Source organism: Planctomycetota bacterium (assembly GCA_018242585.1).
Taxonomy (GTDB): Bacteria; Planctomycetota; Planctomycetia; order Pirellulales; family PNKZ01; genus JAFEBQ01.
The window spans coordinates 21868-38728 of the sequence record JAFEBQ010000016.1 but is presented as its reverse complement, the minus strand read 5'-3'; the positions used below and the strand labels follow the sequence as shown (position 1 = coordinate 38728).

The 16861-nt window shown below is 58.3% G+C and carries 17 protein-coding genes; 3 read left to right on the top strand and 14 right to left on the bottom strand.

Annotation, left to right across the window (positions count from 1 at the left end; translation table 11 throughout):
• Positions 1-6: 6 nt before the first annotated feature.
• The 9 genes from JSS27_08945 to JSS27_08905 form a co-directional block, all read right to left on the bottom strand.
• Positions 7-207, bottom strand: coding sequence for a hypothetical protein (locus JSS27_08945; GenBank protein MBS0209065.1), 201 nt, complete (start codon positions 205-207; stop codon positions 7-9).
• Complete coding sequence (locus tag JSS27_08940) at positions 204-899, bottom strand: CHAP domain-containing protein (protein MBS0209064.1); 696 nt, start codon at positions 897-899, stop codon at positions 204-206. Before JSS27_08940 ends, JSS27_08945 begins: the two co-directional genes overlap by 4 nt.
• Positions 900-1261: 362 nt before the next feature.
• Entirely contained in the window at positions 1262-1630 is a 369-nt protein-coding gene (locus tag JSS27_08935) for a response regulator (protein MBS0209063.1), read from the bottom strand.
• Between the two features lie 229 nt (positions 1631-1859).
• Positions 1860-3278, bottom strand: a complete 1419-nt coding sequence (locus JSS27_08930) for a sigma-54-dependent Fis family transcriptional regulator (GenBank protein MBS0209062.1) — start codon at positions 3276-3278, stop codon at positions 1860-1862.
• The gene (locus tag JSS27_08925) at positions 3256-4761 is read right to left on the bottom strand and encodes a hypothetical protein (protein ID MBS0209061.1); all 1506 of its coding nucleotides are present in this window, start codon (positions 4759-4761) and stop codon (positions 3256-3258) included. Before JSS27_08925 ends, JSS27_08930 begins: the two co-directional genes overlap by 23 nt.
• 746 nt (positions 4762-5507) lie before the next feature.
• Positions 5508-6521 carry a HipA domain-containing protein gene (locus JSS27_08920; GenBank protein MBS0209060.1) on the bottom strand — a complete coding sequence of 338 codons (1014 nt, stop codon included), beginning with the start codon at positions 6519-6521 and terminating at the stop codon, positions 5508-5510.
• Positions 6518-6847 carry a HipA N-terminal domain-containing protein gene (locus JSS27_08915; protein ID MBS0209059.1) on the bottom strand — a complete coding sequence of 110 codons (330 nt, stop codon included), beginning with the start codon at positions 6845-6847 and terminating at the stop codon, positions 6518-6520. Before JSS27_08915 ends, JSS27_08920 begins: the two co-directional genes overlap by 4 nt.
• Entirely contained in the window at positions 6834-7052 is a 219-nt protein-coding gene (locus tag JSS27_08910; GenBank protein MBS0209058.1) for a helix-turn-helix transcriptional regulator, read from the bottom strand. Before JSS27_08910 ends, JSS27_08915 begins: the two co-directional genes overlap by 14 nt.
• A 296-nt stretch (positions 7053-7348) precedes the next feature.
• Positions 7349-8890, bottom strand: a complete 1542-nt coding sequence (locus tag JSS27_08905) for a hypothetical protein (protein ID MBS0209057.1) — start codon at positions 8888-8890, stop codon at positions 7349-7351.
• 26 nt (positions 8891-8916) lie between these two features.
• Here JSS27_08905 and JSS27_08900 point away from each other — a divergent pair, with 26 nt between their 5' ends.
• Positions 8917-9111, top strand: a complete 195-nt coding sequence (locus JSS27_08900) for a hypothetical protein (GenBank protein MBS0209056.1) — start codon at positions 8917-8919, stop codon at positions 9109-9111.
• Between the two features lie 28 nt (positions 9112-9139).
• Here JSS27_08900 and JSS27_08895 read toward each other — a convergent pair whose 3' ends face one another.
• Together JSS27_08895 and JSS27_08890 are read right to left on the bottom strand one after the other, a co-directional pair.
• Positions 9140-9715 (bottom strand): glutathione peroxidase, encoded by a 576-nt coding sequence (locus JSS27_08895; GenBank protein ID MBS0209055.1) that lies wholly within the window; start codon positions 9713-9715, stop codon positions 9140-9142.
• A gap of 36 nt (positions 9716-9751) precedes the next feature.
• Complete coding sequence (locus tag JSS27_08890; protein MBS0209054.1) at positions 9752-10675, bottom strand: response regulator; 924 nt, start codon at positions 10673-10675, stop codon at positions 9752-9754.
• Between the two features lie 264 nt (positions 10676-10939).
• Here JSS27_08890 and JSS27_08885 point away from each other — a divergent pair, with 264 nt between their 5' ends.
• A complete protein-coding gene (locus tag JSS27_08885; GenBank protein ID MBS0209053.1) occupies positions 10940-12883 on the top strand; it encodes a sigma-54-dependent Fis family transcriptional regulator in 1944 nt (647 codons plus the stop codon).
• A gap of 7 nt (positions 12884-12890) precedes the next feature.
• Positions 12891-13634 (top strand): endonuclease/exonuclease/phosphatase family protein, encoded by a 744-nt coding sequence (locus JSS27_08880; GenBank protein MBS0209052.1) that lies wholly within the window; start codon positions 12891-12893, stop codon positions 13632-13634.
• On the opposite strand, the gene JSS27_08875 is transcribed toward JSS27_08880, so the two are convergent.
• From JSS27_08875 to JSS27_08865, 3 genes are read right to left on the bottom strand one after another with little or no spacing between them, the layout of a single operon-like run.
• A complete protein-coding gene (locus tag JSS27_08875) occupies positions 13635-14252 on the bottom strand; it encodes a hypothetical protein (GenBank protein MBS0209051.1) in 618 nt (205 codons plus the stop codon).
• A 53-nt stretch (positions 14253-14305) separates the two neighbouring features.
• Positions 14306-16036: a serine/threonine protein kinase gene (locus tag JSS27_08870; protein ID MBS0209050.1), complete on the bottom strand. Its 1731-nt coding sequence runs from the start codon at positions 16034-16036 to the stop codon at positions 14306-14308.
• Complete coding sequence (locus JSS27_08865; protein ID MBS0209049.1) at positions 16036-16674, bottom strand: sigma-70 family RNA polymerase sigma factor; 639 nt, start codon at positions 16672-16674, stop codon at positions 16036-16038. Before JSS27_08865 ends, JSS27_08870 begins: the two co-directional genes overlap by 1 nt.
• Positions 16675-16861 lie beyond the last annotated feature (187 nt).

The following is a 16861-nucleotide window of genomic DNA, read 5'->3' as shown; positions in this document are numbered from 1 at the left end:
CCCTGCTTAGGAGATTGGCCGGCGGCGCATGCCGGCCAAAGGAGCCTTGGCCCGAGGCGCCGCCAGTTTTATCCAGCGAGACTCGAACTCTTGAAGCTCGACGGTCATCCAAAGTGAGAATTCCTCGATCGTATGCGGAAAGAGTTCCGCAAAGTCATGTGGATCGACGCTTTGCGACTCGAACTCTTCAGGTTGCTCGGGCGTCACGGCGATGTTCTCCTCGAAGGATAATGGCGATGTTCCGACATTACTGGGTGTATGGAATTCAACAATCCAGAGGACAATGGCCCAGCGGAGACACGTGTGACCGATGGCGGAGAATCTTCCAACTCGTCGGATTCAAGCCCCAGGCAGGAACAAGCCGGGTGCGACGCAACACTGGCAGGCGTTACGGACGGCGTGGGAAAGATGATGCCGACAAATAACAACTCGCCGCGACGGAATTGATTGGATGTGTATAGATATCGCCTTCGCAAGAGGTTGAAGCCATCGGTGATTCCTCTTGTGGAGTCGATGAGCACGCGGCCGGCGTTCATTTCCAGTACCAACACGCGGTCGCCGACCACGTCGCCAACAACGGCAACGTGGCCGAATCGGCCACCCTTCCAGACCAGCAGCGAACCCTTGGTGACATCGCTCGCATTGGTGCTGGTGTGCCAACCTTTTGCCATTGCGTTTTCGAACCACGCTGCCGCATGGCCGCCCCAATTCACTTTGGCGCCCGCCTGGCGTTCGAATTCGATCGCGGCGTAATAGGTGCATTGCCCTTCGGGAAAATGCCAATTGGGATCCGCCGATACATAGGGCGCGCCTGCCGCGCTTACGGCCGTCGCGACCGCCCAGGCCAGAACGAAAAGTCGCAATACTGTTCGCGAACGAGTCATAGAGCGCCGTGCCATGACGATTCTCGACGTTGAGCGCATGCGATGCGGCGGAACAATCGGTTCACACATCACTCCTGCAGGAAAGCAAAAGGTGTACCAAAACCACCGAGCGGCCAGTGGGGGTGCGCAAGATGAAAAGCAGCGTGAATTGCCTGATGTGTTGCCCGCAAGAATGATCGATCCGTCGCTGATGGTGTCAGGAGTCGGACATCCTTGTCGAGTTTCTGAACCGACGACCTTTAAGCGCTGCGAGTGTCGCGTTCGAGCACGGGAGGATTCGCGGAGCAGACCCAAGCCGCTCGTCAGCTGGGGAGCGGTTCGTGCGTTCGGCGCACCCGAGCAGGGCGACAAAATCGCCGAACAACGGCTAAGAACCGCTAGGGAGCGTCGGGGAGCGCGAGCGCCAAAGCGACCGCATGTATCAGGCCATCGGGATTGGCATCCTTGGCGACGCAAGCATTCGCCAGATGGTTGACGTCCTGATCGTGGTATTCCTCAGGATGAGCCGTGTGGACAATCACGGGGAGCTGAGGATGCAGTTGTTTAAGGCGAAAGAGGACCTCTTGCCCGTCCAGCCCCGGCATTCGCATATCGAGAACAACCAGATCTGGCCGCTCGACCTGGCAAAGGTCGAGCGCGTTTTGGCCATTATTCGCTACCAGGACAACGTAACCGCGCCGTTCGAGTTCCAGACGGCAGAACTCTCGAATTGCGAAGTTATCGTCGCATACCAGTACTTTGGACATGAAACGGCCTCGATTGGCGACCGGCTTGGGGAGCAACGGCCTTCATACCATACGCCTAAACGGAATTCGCTTTCGATCGGAGCGAAATTCCCACCCCGATCTACAGAGCAACAATCGAGCCGAAGTGATCATCCGGAGAAACGAGCTTGTTTTCCGTTGTTTTTGGCTGAGATTGTCGGCGGGGTGTCAGAAAACTGACAGTTGTTTAGGATTCCGACGAACCGGACGACTATTCGATGCCGTTGGGAAGCGGCAAGTACTTCTGAATCTTGGCGTGTAGCGTTGGTCGCGGCAGGCCAAGCAGTCGCGCGGCACGCGTTTGATTGCCGCGACATTGCTGCAGTGCTTCGTTTACGAGGATGCTGTCGAGACGTTCGAGCAAATGTTGGTGCCCCATGTTGCTTTGAGCGGTACCGAGATAACGGCGCACTAATTCCGCCATCTCCGTCTCAATGGCCTGCGATAAAGTGGTTCCCGCTTCTTGTTGAGTTAGCGCTGCGCGCACGTCGGCCACTTGAATGGTGTGGCCACGGACAAAGATCGCGATACGTTGCAGACAATGCTCAAGCTCGCGAATGTTCCCAGGCCAAGAATAGTTCTCCAGCGCCGCTAGGGCGTCAGGCGAAATGGCCAATGGCTCAATACCCAATTCCAGGGAAGTGCGGCGTAAAAAAAACTCGACCAGCGGGGCCAGGTCTTCACGATGCTCGCGCAACGGGGGCAAGCGAATGGTGACGACATTCAGCCGATGGAACAGATCTTCACGAAACTCTCGTCGGCCTACTGCGGCGGATAGATCGCGATTGGTCGCCGCCAGCACGCGGACGTCAACATTAATCGGCTGGTTTCCCCCCAGTCGTTCGACGGTGTGTTCCTGCAACACTCGCAGGAGCTTTGCCTGGAGCGATTTGGGCAGATCGCCAATCTCGTCAAGGAAGATGGTCCCGCTCTGAGCTTGCTCGAATTTTCCCATGCGACGAGAAGTGGCCCCGGTGAACGCGCCGCGCTCGTAGCCAAACAACTCGCTTTCCAGCAAGTTGTCCGGAATGGCCACGCTGTTCACCGTAACCAGGGGTTGTTGACTGCGCTTGCTATTCTGATAGATAGCGCGTGCCACCAATTCCTTGCCCGTGCCCGATTCACCTTGGATCAGAACGGTGGCATCCGTCTGCGCAACTCGCCCGACCGTCTTGTAAACTTGCTGCATCGCGGCACTGTTGCCGATGATCGCCATGTTGCCGGAGCGCTTCTCCGACGCTCCCAGCTCAATTCGCGAGGAAAGCAAGCGATGATGCTCGATGGCCGCCTCGACCAACCGCAACATTTCCTCAGGATCGAAGGGTTTGAGTTGATAGTCGAAGGCCCCGGCCTTGGTCGACTGCAGCGCAATTTCGACGTCTCCCTGTCCAGTGATCAGAATCACGGGAATGTCTGGCTTGATTTGTTTGAATTGCCGCAGCGCCTCGAGGCCGCTAATCCCCGGCATGAATACATCCAGGATGATCAGGTCGGGGGCCGCTTTCGTGATCAACGGCAGGGCGGCTTCCGCGGCGCGCGCACTGACGACCCGATGGCCCTGAGTCTCTAACAGGTCCACGAATCCCGCGACGATCTGCAAATCGTCGTCAACGACGAGGACTGTGCTCATAGGCTGCAACTGCTTCGGTCGGAATCCACATGGCAAATGTGCTGCCTCGATTGTCGGATCGCTCCAACTCAAGCCAGCCGCCATGGTTCAAGAGAATCTGCGACGCGATACACAACCCGAGCCCCGTGCCTTGTTCGCGAGTGGTAAAGAAGGGCTCAAAGATTCGCTCCTGGAGATCGGGAGGGATGCCCCGGCCCTGGTCTTGAATGCGAATGACTACGGTCTCGCGCCTGCCATTTGCCGGCTCGCACTCGGCGGTAATACGAACGATTGTGTCGGCCTCACTGGCTTCCACGGCGTTGAGCAGAAGATTGACCAGCACTTGCTTCATTTGGCCGAGATCCCCTTGCACGACAGGAAGCGCGCCTCTGATTTCCACTTCGATGCGAACGCCATGATCGTGGCACTGGGGACCGATCAATTGCAGGGTCTGGTCGAGTAATTGTGAAATCTGGAGCGGGGCGATGTGGGCGGCCGGCGGTCGCGAAAATGTCAAAAAGTTATTCACGATTCCTTCTAGTCGCGTGATTTCGCCCGACACGATCTCGAACTTTCGATCCAAGTCAGGAGTCTCCGCAACCGACTTCTTGATCGAGAACAGCCACATTTTAATGGCCGTTAATGGATTCTTGATTTCGTGAGCGACACTGGATGCCAGCCTGCCGACCGACGCCAGTTTTTCCGCCTGCAACAGTCGAGAATTCTTGTGTACCAGGTCGGATTTGGCGGCGGCGACGTCGTTCATCAACGTCCGCAAATGGCGCCCAAGGGCGCGAATCTCATCTGGTGCTCCATACTCGCCAAAGCTGGAGGGGAGCGCATTCGCCTCGCGGACCATGGCCCTGAGTGGCTGCAATAACTGACTGTACAACAAGAACAGAATCAGAATACAAATCGCGACGATCAAGGCCACGGCAATCATCGTGAGCGTGGCTATTCTGCTCACATACTGCTGGGCCTCGCTATTTGCCGCCTGCAGTGAACGCTGACTCGACTCGGTCAATAACCGTAGTTCCGCGGCGGTTTCGCGAAACAATCGCGTTACCTCTTCCGTCGAAGTGCGCCGCGCTTCTTGAATTTGTCCCGCCTGGAACAGGCGGACCACTTCCCGACGTTGACGATCGCATTCCTCGTACTTCGCCCGCAACCGCTGCAGATGCACGGCCTGTTCATCTTCCCCGGCAAGCTGGCCCGCCAAGGCGATTTGATCGGCTAGCCGCGCGCGCCCCTTCTCCAATTCATCGAGCCAACGAGGGTTGCCGTTGTCCAAAACATAAGTGGTCACCAGCCCACGCTGCTCGAGCAGGGCCAACGCCAAATCTTGTTCGACAAACACGCGGTGCATTTCACGCGCGCTCGCTGCCTCTAAAGACTCCCTGATTTGGACTGCCGAATATAAAGCGGCTCCGATGGCCCACATCGCTAGAGCGATGACCGCCAAGACACTGACGCCTACATACAGCGTCAAGCGGTGGAGCCGCATGCGCTTCATCCTCTTTTTTACAGACAGCCGAATGTCAAAATCTGAAGTGAACTTATCGTTCGTCCGGCCATTGCGCCATTCGGGCGATGGGACGTACGCGATCAGGCTCCTTGACCGATGACCAAATCATATTCCAACGACAACCGGGCTGACTCGGTTGTCGGTGTTGGAGATGTTACGGGCCAAGACCCCGTATCAAATGACCGGTTACGAATCAGTATGCAACTGAACCAGGCCTAGATCAAATCGCCTCGGACGGACGCGACAGATTGGCATGCTGGCCAATGAAGCTGCGGCTCGAATTCAGAATAAAAACGAAGCTGCGATAGCCCTGAACTTCTGGACGCCAGCGGGGTGGACGTGTACGCCCCTGACGCCAAGGCGCGAGTTAAGCCGATAGCAGATTAATGGTTTCTGGCTCTGGTTGTTTGGAGATTAGCGAGGAAGGGCGCGCCACGTCGTCACATAAGACGCCTTGGGGCGACAATCTGTCCGGCCCGAAGAAAGAACTTGAATCACCCCGCGCCTGTTCGGCGCGGGACTTGCGAATGATGATTGACGCCTGACGCGACTATCAAATCGGCAGTTGGCGTGAATGCGGGAGATACGATAGCCCAGGACTGCGATAACCCAGGACTTTCGGACACCGACGGGCCGGACGCTTACGCCGGTGGTATTCGTGATTCGTTTTGGCCGGGCGATCAAGAATGTTAACGGCGGTTGAAAGTGGTGGCGCGCCAAGAGGCTCACTGTGCCGGGTTTGACGCTTGCGATTCGGAGTAAGAATAGGAGATGGCGCGCACCCGATCATCCACATGCTGTTTGTACAATTGTTTCGATTCATCCGGCAGCATCGAGCGCTCGATCAGCGAGAACACCTCGTCTCGGCACCCGATGTATTGATCGAGAATCCTTTTGTAGCGGCTTTCGACGAGCGCAAGTTTCTTGGCGAATTCGACGAAATCGTCGTAGGCGTAATAGGCGTTCACCGCGTAGCTCGCTGTCTCGAATTCGCCTTTGAACAACCCGAGCGCGGTTGGCGATTCATTGGGCAGATGCAGGCGCGTATTCAGCAGGTCGTACGCGGGTGTCAGGTTATAGGAACCGGTCTGCTCGCTTTTGATGAGCGAGAAGTTCTTCACGTGCGCGTCGCCGTTATGAACGAGATAGTTGAAAACGACAAGCTTGTAGAACCGCTCCAGGTCCACCTTGTAAGCGGCCACGTTTTTGCGGATCAGCTCGCCGATCTCTTCATACGAGAAGTCGTACTTGTAGTTCTCCCCGTGGGTTTCTTCCGACCTGCCAGCAATCTGGGCGAAGTCCTCTTGAAGTGAGCGTTTTCCGTCCGGTTGAATGTCGAACCGACGGACGAGATATGCGAGTTCCCCGCCCTCAAACGCGACCAAGGCGTTGTCAGCTACTTCGATGTCAAACACTTGACGAGCAATTTGCATCGTCAGGTGCTCGTTGATGGGCGCTATTTCCAACCGTAGGAATGTCCCTCGCGGCCTGGGCTTGAGGATGTACCGCCCACCCGACTTGGCCATTTCCAAACGCCCGTTGTTCAACGCGAGTGAAATCTTTGACTGGATGCCTGAGATTGACAGCCGGTCGGGCGTGAAGTCGAGCTTTTGTTGATCATAGGCCGGGCGAGAAAACGGGAGCACGAAAGGAATTTTCTGGCCTCCGAATAGTCGCTTTCGGCAGGTGACACAGTAGGTGTTTTGGCCGGCCTTGAAGCACCCTGGGCAACCAGTCATTCCGTGACGTCCTCGTTGATGGTCACCCCACCAATCGTTTCGGTTTGACAGGTTTTCAATAGGCGAATGAAGTGGTCGTTCTCGTCGATCTTTAGCAACCGGCACTGCAGGGTCTTTTCGTCCCCTTCCGCTAATAGTCCATAAAAGAACGGGAACAGAACGGGGGACTCGAAGGGAGTGCCTTGCTTTGGCAGGGACAGGCTAATGGCAGGATGCTTGGGGTTGTTCAAATACTCTGGCGTGTAAAAAAACAGGTAGCGTCCCGTTTCCTCCTTGCTCAGGATCCCCGCACGGAGGCCTCGACAGTACACGTTAGCTCGGCGCATTTTGGGATCTTTCCGTCAGGCGGAGTTCTAGCCCCAGTACCTCGGCAATTTTGGCGAGTTGATTGATGGTTGGATTCGCTTGCCCGCTTTCGAGCCGGGTCAGACCTCTCAGCGTGACTCCAGCGAGTTCGGCTAGATCACGCTGACGAAGACGTAGCAATTTCCTCTGAATACGGAGTTTTTCCCCGATTTGCTGGTTCGTCATTGCTATCTGCCATTCTCCATGCGCATTTTAGTGCTTTTTTATATTAAAACATCAATGCACCCAACCTGACACACTTATATAAAGGCATTAAAATGCGCTTTAATAATGAATCATACTAGGTTAACGATGGAAATCAATCGAAATGCGCATTATATGGCGCTTTTTTGCAATTTATGCCTTCCAGGAGATCCCAAGCAGGAGCGGCGGCCACAATGGGCTACGAGCATCGGGCAGGCTTCATCGTAAAGCCCCCAAAGCTATTGGATGTCAATCTTAGCCGATGCCGCAACTTGCAATTATCTACCGTCATTCTTGCGGCTAGGTTCAGAAACTAGGCGGCACGACAACTCCGTGAACGTCGTGGGGGTGTTTGTTGTCAAGACGAGCTTGTCCCCATCGCCATTTTTGAGCAACTCCATATTGCGGATGCTAACTAGCATCTTACGTCCAGTGAATACCGCAATCGTATCCTTGCGTACCTGGAAAGTGATTTGCAGCTTCATTTGCCCATCGCTCCAAGGGAGAAGGGTGCCAAGGCGCTGGTCTTCACCAAATTTCTGACCTTGGCTCCCCCAAAAACCCAGCATCAGCTTTTTGTCCTTGCGGCGAATGGTAAACGGGGACCGCTTTGCCCCATGTGGCAAAACGAAATACGTGTCGCTGAATTCCTCTTCACCGCTGATCGTAACGGAGGCATCAAGGTCGTATTGAGGTGGCAACGTGGTCGGAATTTCGATCTTGACAACCCAGTCCCGATTCTTAGTGGCAATCGCCTCATCTAGCTTTTGCCACTGACCAGCATCGCCGTGCTTGGCAGGGGCTACGTCCGCCAACAAGTTAATGTTTGCACTCGTAGCCGACGTTTCGCCTGACAAGGCGGTTGGCGAGGCAATCGATGCCAGCCGCTTTTCGATCTTTGCCTTCGTCAATCCGGAAAGCTCAGGCATAGCCTTCTGATACCAATAGGTGGCACGCCTCTGAAGGTTCGCTTTCGCAACACCATCTTCAGTCTCGCTCAAGCTCCACCAGCCATCTCCGATCTTCGCGCGTGCAGTATGCGAATTGGGCTCGGCGAGGTCTTGCTCCGCGAGAGATTTGATTTGCGAATCATCCGCAAGAGCAAGAAATGGGAGGCCCTTCGCCCAATTCGCCTTGAAATAGCAGTAAAATTCGCCGACGACCTGGCTGGCCTTGGGATCGGTCGAATTCTGGATCAGTGCGTCCATCGAGGCTTTGGCGGCGACATATCGAATGCTCGCATCCTCAGCTTCTTTAGCTTGAGTTCGTACTCGCTTGGCAACCGACATGTCTTTGGACTTTCGCGCCGCTTCAGAGGCCAAGTCAGAAACCTCTTTTGCCAAGTCATAGCGATCTGCATCAAGAAGTTTCGAGAGCAGTTTTAACGCTGCTTCGCAAAGCTCTCGGTTGGCTTCGGCTGACGTGATTGTCGGAGTGGCATCCTTAATCACGGCGACCTTGGTGACAAATTCGTCGATCTCAAATGACCTGCCCAATTCGTCGGCGATGTCCAAGGAAAGCATGAGATCGCTAGAGCGCATCGCCAAGTTCTTTGCCGCCATAAGCAGGGCGTACTTGCCCGATGGATCGTCCTTCGTTTCAACGGCTTGAACGAAAAGCTTCCTCGCCAACGCCAACTTTTTTGCGGGCGTCGTAGCTTGGTCGATGTCCTCCTTGAAAATGTCTTTCAATGTGGCCTGCGACTCTTTGAGATCGCTTTCTGCCGGGGTGGGCAGTCGTCCCTCAGCCTGAGCTGAAGAGACAAACTCGCAGAGCACAACGAGAACAGCGACACCGATTCGACAAGTGAGCTTCAGCATGGCAATTCCTTGGATGAAGGCGCGAAATGTTTCCTCGTGCGATAGCCCAGGACTTTCGGAAGCCAGCGAGCCGGACGTTTACGCCGGTGGTATTCGTCATTCGCTTTGGTCGGGCGATCGAGATACAGCCCGAGTACCGGGACGCCATCGGCGACGAACGGGACTTTGACCCGTTGCGGGCTGACCCCGACTTCCAGGCCCTGACGACGATCATCGTCTAGCGGCTCGTCGTTCGCACCGCGCTGCAAACTACGGCTTGGCCGCCAGCGCGGTTTCGATGGCCGATACCAGCTTGTCGTCGTCGGGTTCGACGTGCGACGCAAATCGGCCGATCACACGGCCGTCGCGCCCGACCAGGAACTTCTCGAAGTTCCATTTCACGTCGCCGGCGAGCTTGGGATCAGCGCCCGGCGAGGTCAGAATCTTGTACAGCTCGCATTGGCCCGGGCCTTTGACCACGACCTTGGCGAACACGTCGAACTTCACGCCGTAGTTCTTCTGGCAGAAGTCGGCAATCTCGGCGTTGCTGCCGGGCTCTTGCGCGCCGAACTCGTTGGCGGGAAAGCCAAGCACCGCCAAGCCGCGAGCGGCGTACTTTTCGTGCAGTTGTTCCAAGCCAGCGTACTGGGGCGTATAGCCGCACTGGCTGGCGACGTTGACCACCAGCAGAACTTTCCCCTGGTAATTGGCCAGCGGCGTGGCCTTGCCGTCCAGCCGGTTCATCGTCAACTGCAGCATGCTCGGCACTTGCTCCGCTCCTTGAATCAAGCTCACCGAAACCAGGGCCACCAGCCCGACACAAGCCGCCACGGTACGGAGTCTCATCGGTCACATCTCCAAGTGTTTTGTCGTCGGTTGCGATTAGTGAGCCGCGGCCAAGTCGGTCGTCCGCCGCTTGACCAGGCAGACTTCGTTCCCCGACTCGTTGCGGGTCACTTCGTCCATAAAGGTCTGCATCAGCACCAGGCCGCGCCCCCGCTCGCGAGTCAGGGCCGAGGCGTCGCTGGCCAGGCTGGGGACGCGCGACAGATCGAATCCGCGGCCGCCATCCCGGATGATGAACCGGGCTTCGTCGCGCACCAAGTTCACCTCGACGTGAATCTTGCGCTGCAGGTACGGTTCTTGGGCGGCACGCTCGGCCACCACGTCGCGCGCACCCGATTCAAACAACGAACAGCGCGATTCTTCCAGCTCGTCGGACGTGAGTTCCAAGTTGCCGTGGTACAGGGCGTTGAACAGCCCCTCTTCCAAGGCCAAAGCCAGTTGCAGCCGGGAAGCGTCATCGACCAATCGCATGGTCACCAGCCATTGCTGCACGTGATCGACCAGCGGCCGGACCAGGCTGGGGTCGTTGTCCAACTCGAACGTCATCTTCCGCTCTTCCAGGCAGTCGAGCAGCCGGCGGTGCTGATCGTGGGTCTGAGCCACGGTCAGCACGTTCTGCACGGTCTGCAACAGATGGCGCGGCAGTTCGGACTTGGGCACGTAACTGGCGGCGCCCGAGAGCAACGCGCGAACGGCGACGTCTTCGCCCCCGTGGGCCGTCATCAGCACGACCGGCACCAGCGGAAACCGGTCGCGAATCGCCTCGACCAGTTGCAGCCCGTCCAAAATCGGCATCTGCAAATCGGTCAACACCACGTCGGGCAATTGCCGGGCGATCTGTTCGAGCGCCTCGGCCCCCTGGGTGGCATAGCTAACGACCAACTGCGGATCCTTCTCCAACAGCCGCCCCGCCAACAGCCGATCGACGGCTGAGTCGTCCACCACCAATACGCTTGGCATTTCGAAATCCCTTCGTGCAAACGCCGGCCAGACCCAGCGGCCCCCTGCCCCAGGTTGGCTGGCCCCTTCAAGCTACCGACAAATAGTTGCATTTCAAACATTTTTCGCCAGCATCAATGGCGGCGGCGCGCCCCAGGGCACGCTTTACACCAGACCAAACCTGTCAATCGAATCAAATTGACTTCACGTCACGCCCCCTGGCATCGTAAAGTTGAATACCGTCAGCTTCGCGCTCGGATGACACCCCTGAGACCAGCACCCCCTGTGAACGCCGAGTCAAATCACGATCGCACCCTGCCCGCGGTACCGGCCGCGCTGCTGCCCGTGGCGTGGCAAATCGCCAGTGTCGGCTTCTCGGCCGTCGAGGAGGCGGGGCCGGTGACGCTGGCCCTGGGGGACGTGCGCAAGGCCCTGGCGGTCGAATACGCGGCCCTGGTGCGCTCGACGGGAGCCAAAGGACTGACAGCACTGTACGAAGCCGGCCCGCGCGGCACCTTGCCGGCCGATTGGCTGGCCGAGGTGCTCGACGGCGAGCAACCCGCCGCGCGCCAGGCCTGGATCGCGGCCCCGCTGGCCCATCACGCCGCCGGGGGCGAGTTGCTGGTCGTGCGCGCTGGCTCGGCCGGAGCGCCCGCCTTGGCCGATGTGGCGGCCCTGGCGGCCACGCTGGGGGCGGCGCTGGCGGCGATTCGCGACCGCGCGGCACAGCGGCGCAAGAATGAACGCCTGAGCACGATTCTCGAAATCGCCGCCCAGTGGAACCAGGCCCACGAGGTGGAGCCGTTGCTGAACGAGATGGCCGAGGCGGCGACTCGGCTGCTCAGGTCCGATCGGGCCAGCATTTTTCTTTGGGACCGGAGCAACCATTTGCTGGTGGCGCGCCCGGCGCTGGGGGTCGAGGGGGGCGAGCTGCGCATTCCCGACAATGAAGGGATCGTCGGCCAGGTGATTCAAACCGCCGCGCCACGCCGCGTCGACGCCGAGCACGAACAACACACCATCAGCCGCAACGTCGATAAGCAACTGGGCTACACCACGCGGACGCTGCTGTGCGTGCCGCTGCGAAGTCGGCGCGGCGAGATGCTGGGCGCGTTCGAGGTGATCAACCGGCTGGAAGGAAACTTCACGACCGAAGACGAAGCCGCGCTGGTCGAGTTGGCCAACCACGCCGCCATTGCGCTCGAGAATACGCAAGAGCGCAAAAAGCTGCTCGACTCGCGCCGCGAGCTAAGCGAGCAAGCGGCCCGCGGCGCCAAGCTGATCGGCGTCAGCCCAGCGATCGAAGAGCTGCGCCAGACGATCCGCCGCGTGGCGCCGACCGAGCTGGCGGTGCTGGTCCTGGGCGAGAATGGCACCGGCAAGGAAGTGGTTAGCCAGGCGATTCATTACCTCAGCCCGCGCCGCGACCAGCCGCTCATTGCGGTCAATTGCGCGGCCATCACCGAGAGCCTGCTGGAAAGCGAATTATTCGGCCACGAGCGCGGGGCCTTTACCGACGCCCACGAATCGCATGCTGGCAAGTTCGAGCTGGCCTCGGGCGGCACGCTGTTCCTGGACGAGATCGGCGATCTGAGCCTGGGGGGTCAGGCCAAGTTGCTGCGCGTGCTCGAGGAAAAAGTCGTCGTTCGCGTCGGCGGCTCGAAGTCGATTCCGACCGACACGCGCGTGGTCGCCGCCACCAATCAAGACCTGGCCGAGATGGTCCGCCAGAAGCGGTTCCGGCAAGATTTGCTGTTCCGTTTGAATGTCGTGGCGCTGCGGTTGCCGCCGCTGCGTGAGCGGGCGGTCGACATCATCCCGCTGGCCGAACACTTCTTGGCACAGTTCTGCCGCCAGGCGCGGCGACCGGTTCCCGAGTTCACGCCTGCGGCGCGAGCGCGACTGGAATCGCATCGCTGGCCGGGCAATGTTCGCGAGCTGCGCAACGCCATGGAACGGCTGGCGTATCTCTCGGCCGACGACAAGGTCGACCTGGACGATTTGAGCTTCATGTTCGCGTCCGAGGCGCCGGCCGCCAGCGCCACGATTCCTCAGAACCTGCCGCTTGGCGAAGCCACCGAACGCTTTCAAGTCGAATACGTGGAACAAGCCATCCGGCAAGCCAACGGCCACATCAGCGCCGCGGCCGAGCAGTTGGGGCTGCACCGCTCGAACTTGTATCGCAAGATGCGCCAGTTGGGGATGAACACCGACGAGCCGCCGCAGTGACGTTCCCATGCGCGTACTGAGCTACAACATTCACAAGGGGATCGGCGGCCGCGACCGTCGCTATGACTTGGCGCGGATCGTCGCCACGGTCGAAGAGCAGAATCCCGACCTGATCTGCCTGCAAGAAGTCGACCAGCGCTGCCGCCGCTCGTCGCACGACGATCAGCCCCACATGCTGGCCGAGCGATTCCACGCCGCGGCCCAGATGTACCAGATGAACTTCCACCTCCGCTCCGGCGGCGGCTATGGCAATCTGCTCCTCTCGCGCTGGCCGCTGAGCGCGCATCATCAGATCTCATTGCGCTTGCGGCAGCGCAAGCCGCGCGGCGCGCAGATCGCCATCATCGACACGCCCGAGGGAACGCTGCGGCTGGTGAACATGCACCTGGGCTTGCAGGAGCGCGAGCGGCATTGGCAGATCGAGCACCTGCTGGGGCATCATCTGTTTGCTTCGACGGGGGAGTTGCCCACCCTGTTGATCGGCGACTTGAACGACTGGCGCAATCGGCTGCACCGAACCGCGCTGCGCCGCGAAGGCTACCGGCAGGTCAGCGCCCCGCCGAGTCGGTTTCGCTCGTTCCCGGCCTGGCTACCGGTCGGCTCGTTGGACAAGGCGTTCTGTTCTGGCGCGATCGAGGTGACGCACGCCCGGGTGGCCCACTCGCGCCCCGCCCGCGACGCGTCGGACCACCTGCCGTTGGTGATCGACTTTCATCTCCGGCCGCGGGCCAGCCCAGGAGATCGAGACTAATCACGGCACCCGAGACACTTCGGGGGCCCTGGACAATGCTTTTCGCCGCCGAGACTCGCGCCGGTGCGGGTAAACGAGAACCAATGCCAAGCCAGTCAGCACCATCATGGCATCGGTGATCATGACCCCATGATGGATCAAATAACCACAAACTCCGGCCCCCATGAAATACGCGACCGCCAATGCAGAAGTGACCCGACCAAAAGGCGCCTCACGACGGCGTACGAATATGAATGCGCCGATCAGAATCATTTGCATGGTGCTGTAGATCAAATGCACCCAGCCCGCGGGCAGAAAGACGCCGTCAGGCGCAATCATATGGCCAGGGTCTTGATGGTCGATTTGCCAAAAGGCGTGAGCCGCGGTATTTGCCGTGACAGCCACCGCCATAACGACAAACAGCCGGCCGCCGCGACTCCAATCGATCAGGTGTACGACGAACAAATTGAACGGCACGAACACCCAATCGACATAGGCGACCGTGGGGTTTCGAAACAACAGGTTCTCCGGGCCAGCGCTGAGCATGTATTGAGTGACGAACGAAGCGATCGGCGCCACGGCCAGTAACGCACCAGCAATCCACAGGGAGGATTCATGACACGAATTCGTTTGAGCCACGATACTAATCCCTTGGATTTGCCAGCTTACGCAGTTCTCTCGCGCGTAAATCGTTAGCACGCGCCCTCAATACGGGTGAAGCGATAGCCCATGTACGCCAGGAATAGCGCCCAGGCGATCCCATAGCCGATGCATGCCCCTTCAAACGGAAGTGCCGCCAATAGAAGCCCAACCGCGAGAAAGTAGCCTGCGACCCAAAAGAAATATCGAGTCCTGAAGATGACTCCGAGCATGATAAACACCGCGCAATTAATGACCGAAGCGGGCGACCATACGTTGTTGCCATAGCTTGGAATCAAGCGGTTAAACACCAGGTAATTCATGATCTGTGAAAGCGCGACGTTGATGACGAGCGCCATCAATAGTTGCCGCTCTAGCGTCGCTTGCCGTTTGACCCCACGCACGACCAGGAAAAAGAAAAGTGGTGCAAGACCCGCATAGAAAATAAAAGAGCCGGGCCTTGGCGCGAATGCGGTGACGGCGGAACTCACCAGCATCACCAGGGCCGCGCCAAAAGCGTAAACTTCCCAGCCCTTGAACTCTGGTCCAAACCGCGGTGGCCGACAAGTTCGCAACACTCGCTGCAGCGCGCTCGTCGGCCGCGCCAAGATTTGCTGATCGTGGAGAAACCGGTCCAAATCGTCGCGCAATTCCGCCGCCGTGGCGTACCGATCCTCGGGCAGTTTTTCCAAGCATTTGAGGCAAATGGTGTTGAGATCGCTGGGAATCTTGGGATTCAGCTTCTCGGGTGGCTGCGGCCGATCCTCGATGATTTGCTTGAGCTTTTCTTGTTGGTTGCCTCGCTCCACTGGCGGGTAGCCGGTCAAGAGGCAATACAAGACGCCTCCCAAGGAATAAATGTCCGAGCGGGAGCCTGTCTCTTGGTGGCGAGATTGGGCCTGTTCCGGTGACATATAGTCGAGCGTGCCGATCCTGGCGTCTGATTCCGTGAGGTGGCCATCGGCCTCCAACATCTTGGCCAAGCCAAAGTCGGCGATCTTCAGCCGACCATCATGCGCCATCAGAATATTGCCCGGCTTGATATCTCGATGCACGATGCCTTGTTCATGGGCATATTGCAGCGCATCGGCGATTTCGCGCACCACGCGCGCCGCCTTTTCCGGAGCAAGCTTGCCATTGGCCACTACTTCAGCCAGATTCTTTCCTTCCACATACTCCATTTCAATAAAGTGTTGGCCTTGATGTTCGCCATAGTGAAAAATCGACACCACGCCAGGGTGGTTCAATCGACTGGCGGCAACTGCTTCCGCGCGAAATCGGTCGACCGCGCGCGGCTCAAGCAATAGGTTCGGCTGAATCAGCTTGATGGCGACAATGCGGCCACCGAGTTCGGTTTTCGTCGCCTGGTAGACCACGCCCATTCCGCCGGCACTGATTTGGCGTTCAAGCTCGTAACCACCAAATCGGCGCGGAGTGTTCACATGAATGGAGGCGACTGGCTTCTTGCCCGTCGCGCCACCCAGCCAATCTAGCGTTGGAAACGCGGGCGAGACCCCAGCGTTGACGGCCAGTTGCTGTCGCAACTCGGTTGCGCACTGGGGAAACCGAGCTATTAGCTCTGCTTCACTCGGCTTATTGCCGAACTGATCGCATAACGCCAACTCATTACAGATCAGCGTCAAAAGCGAATCGGTATGTTCCACCAGCTGGGAATATTCCGCCAAGTACGCTTCCACCGGCCGTTTGTCGCCATTCAACCAGCGGTGCCGCTGATCGGCACATAGCGTTCGCGTCAACGCTTCGAGCGATTCGTCGTCGTCCATCACGCGGGCTCCTCGTGGAAGCCCATGTCGCGGCCCACACGATCGATCGCGCGACTGCATCGCATTCTTAGCGTGTCAGCGGGTTCCCCGACTTCTTTTGCCAGCTCCTCCCAGCTTCGGCCGCTCGCTCGCTGCTCGACAAGGTACAGTTCCCGCGAAGTCATTTGCCGGCGCACGTTCGCCAACAACTCGCGTCCCATCGCTATCTGGCTGGGCGTATCGACCGCCTGATTTGGCAGGTTTGTCACTTCTTCCTGACCGATACGACGGACATCGCGCTTGCCCGCTTGTTCGCGCTCGATGTGATTCACGAGCTTATTGCGCCCCATTGTTGTTAGCAGCGCGATCAACTGTTCGGGCGCGTTGATTTCGTATTCGCCCAGCGCCACGCGGACGAAGAAGCTCATCATCACGTTTTGATACACGTCCGACGCGCCAAAGCTCGGACGAATACGCTCGTCGGTATGCCGAGCGTTGATGAAGCGACGCACTTCCGGCTCATACATCCGCACCAACTCGGCAGTCGCCTGTTGGTCTCCCCGACGGACACGCGCGATCAGTTCAACAAATTCCGCGTTGGTAGCCATCGGCGTTGCCTCAACTCGACTGGGAACGATGCATTGTGCGACACCAGCCAACAGCCGCGCGTGTCGGACTGGGCACGCATTGCTTCGACTCACGATAGCCACCACTCAGCCAAACCTGAATTCCGTGCCCCAGGGCTCGATCACATTTTTTATTCTTTTGTTCGGTTTGCGATCCTATTCCTGATTTTTATGTGAAGGGAACAACAACCATCCCGTTGGACGAAATCGCAAAACAACC

What these genes read in the sequence shown, in the direction of transcription:
- JSS27_08940 (MBS0209064.1), bottom strand. Translation starts at nt 899, where the DNA reads ATGGCACGGCGCTCTATGACTCGTTCGCGAACAGTATTGCGACTTTTC.
- JSS27_08935 (MBS0209063.1), bottom strand. Translation starts at nt 1,630, where the DNA reads ATGTCCAAAGTACTGGTATGCGACGATAACTTCGCAATTCGAGAGTTC.
- JSS27_08930 (MBS0209062.1), bottom strand. Translation starts at nt 3,278, where the DNA reads ATGAGCACAGTCCTCGTCGTTGACGACGATTTGCAGATCGTCGCGGGA.
- JSS27_08925 (MBS0209061.1), bottom strand. Translation starts at nt 4,761, where the DNA reads ATGCGGCTCCACCGCTTGACGCTGTATGTAGGCGTCAGTGTCTTGGCG.
- JSS27_08920 (MBS0209060.1), bottom strand. Translation starts at nt 6,521, where the DNA reads ATGACTGGTTGCCCAGGGTGCTTCAAGGCCGGCCAAAACACCTACTGT.
- JSS27_08915 (MBS0209059.1), bottom strand. Translation starts at nt 6,847, where the DNA reads ATGCGCCGAGCTAACGTGTACTGTCGAGGCCTCCGTGCGGGGATCCTG.
- JSS27_08910 (MBS0209058.1), bottom strand. Translation starts at nt 7,052, where the DNA reads ATGACGAACCAGCAAATCGGGGAAAAACTCCGTATTCAGAGGAAATTG.
- JSS27_08905 (MBS0209057.1), bottom strand. Translation starts at nt 8,890, where the DNA reads ATGCTGAAGCTCACTTGTCGAATCGGTGTCGCTGTTCTCGTTGTGCTC.
- JSS27_08900 (MBS0209056.1), top strand. Translation starts at nt 8,917, where the DNA reads ATGTTTCCTCGTGCGATAGCCCAGGACTTTCGGAAGCCAGCGAGCCGG.
- JSS27_08895 (MBS0209055.1), bottom strand. Translation starts at nt 9,715, where the DNA reads ATGAGACTCCGTACCGTGGCGGCTTGTGTCGGGCTGGTGGCCCTGGTT.
- JSS27_08890 (MBS0209054.1), bottom strand. Translation starts at nt 10,675, where the DNA reads ATGCCAAGCGTATTGGTGGTGGACGACTCAGCCGTCGATCGGCTGTTG.
- JSS27_08880 (MBS0209052.1), top strand. Translation starts at nt 12,891, where the DNA reads ATGCGCGTACTGAGCTACAACATTCACAAGGGGATCGGCGGCCGCGAC.
- JSS27_08870 (MBS0209050.1), bottom strand. Translation starts at nt 16,036, where the DNA reads ATGGACGACGACGAATCGCTCGAAGCGTTGACGCGAACGCTATGTGCC.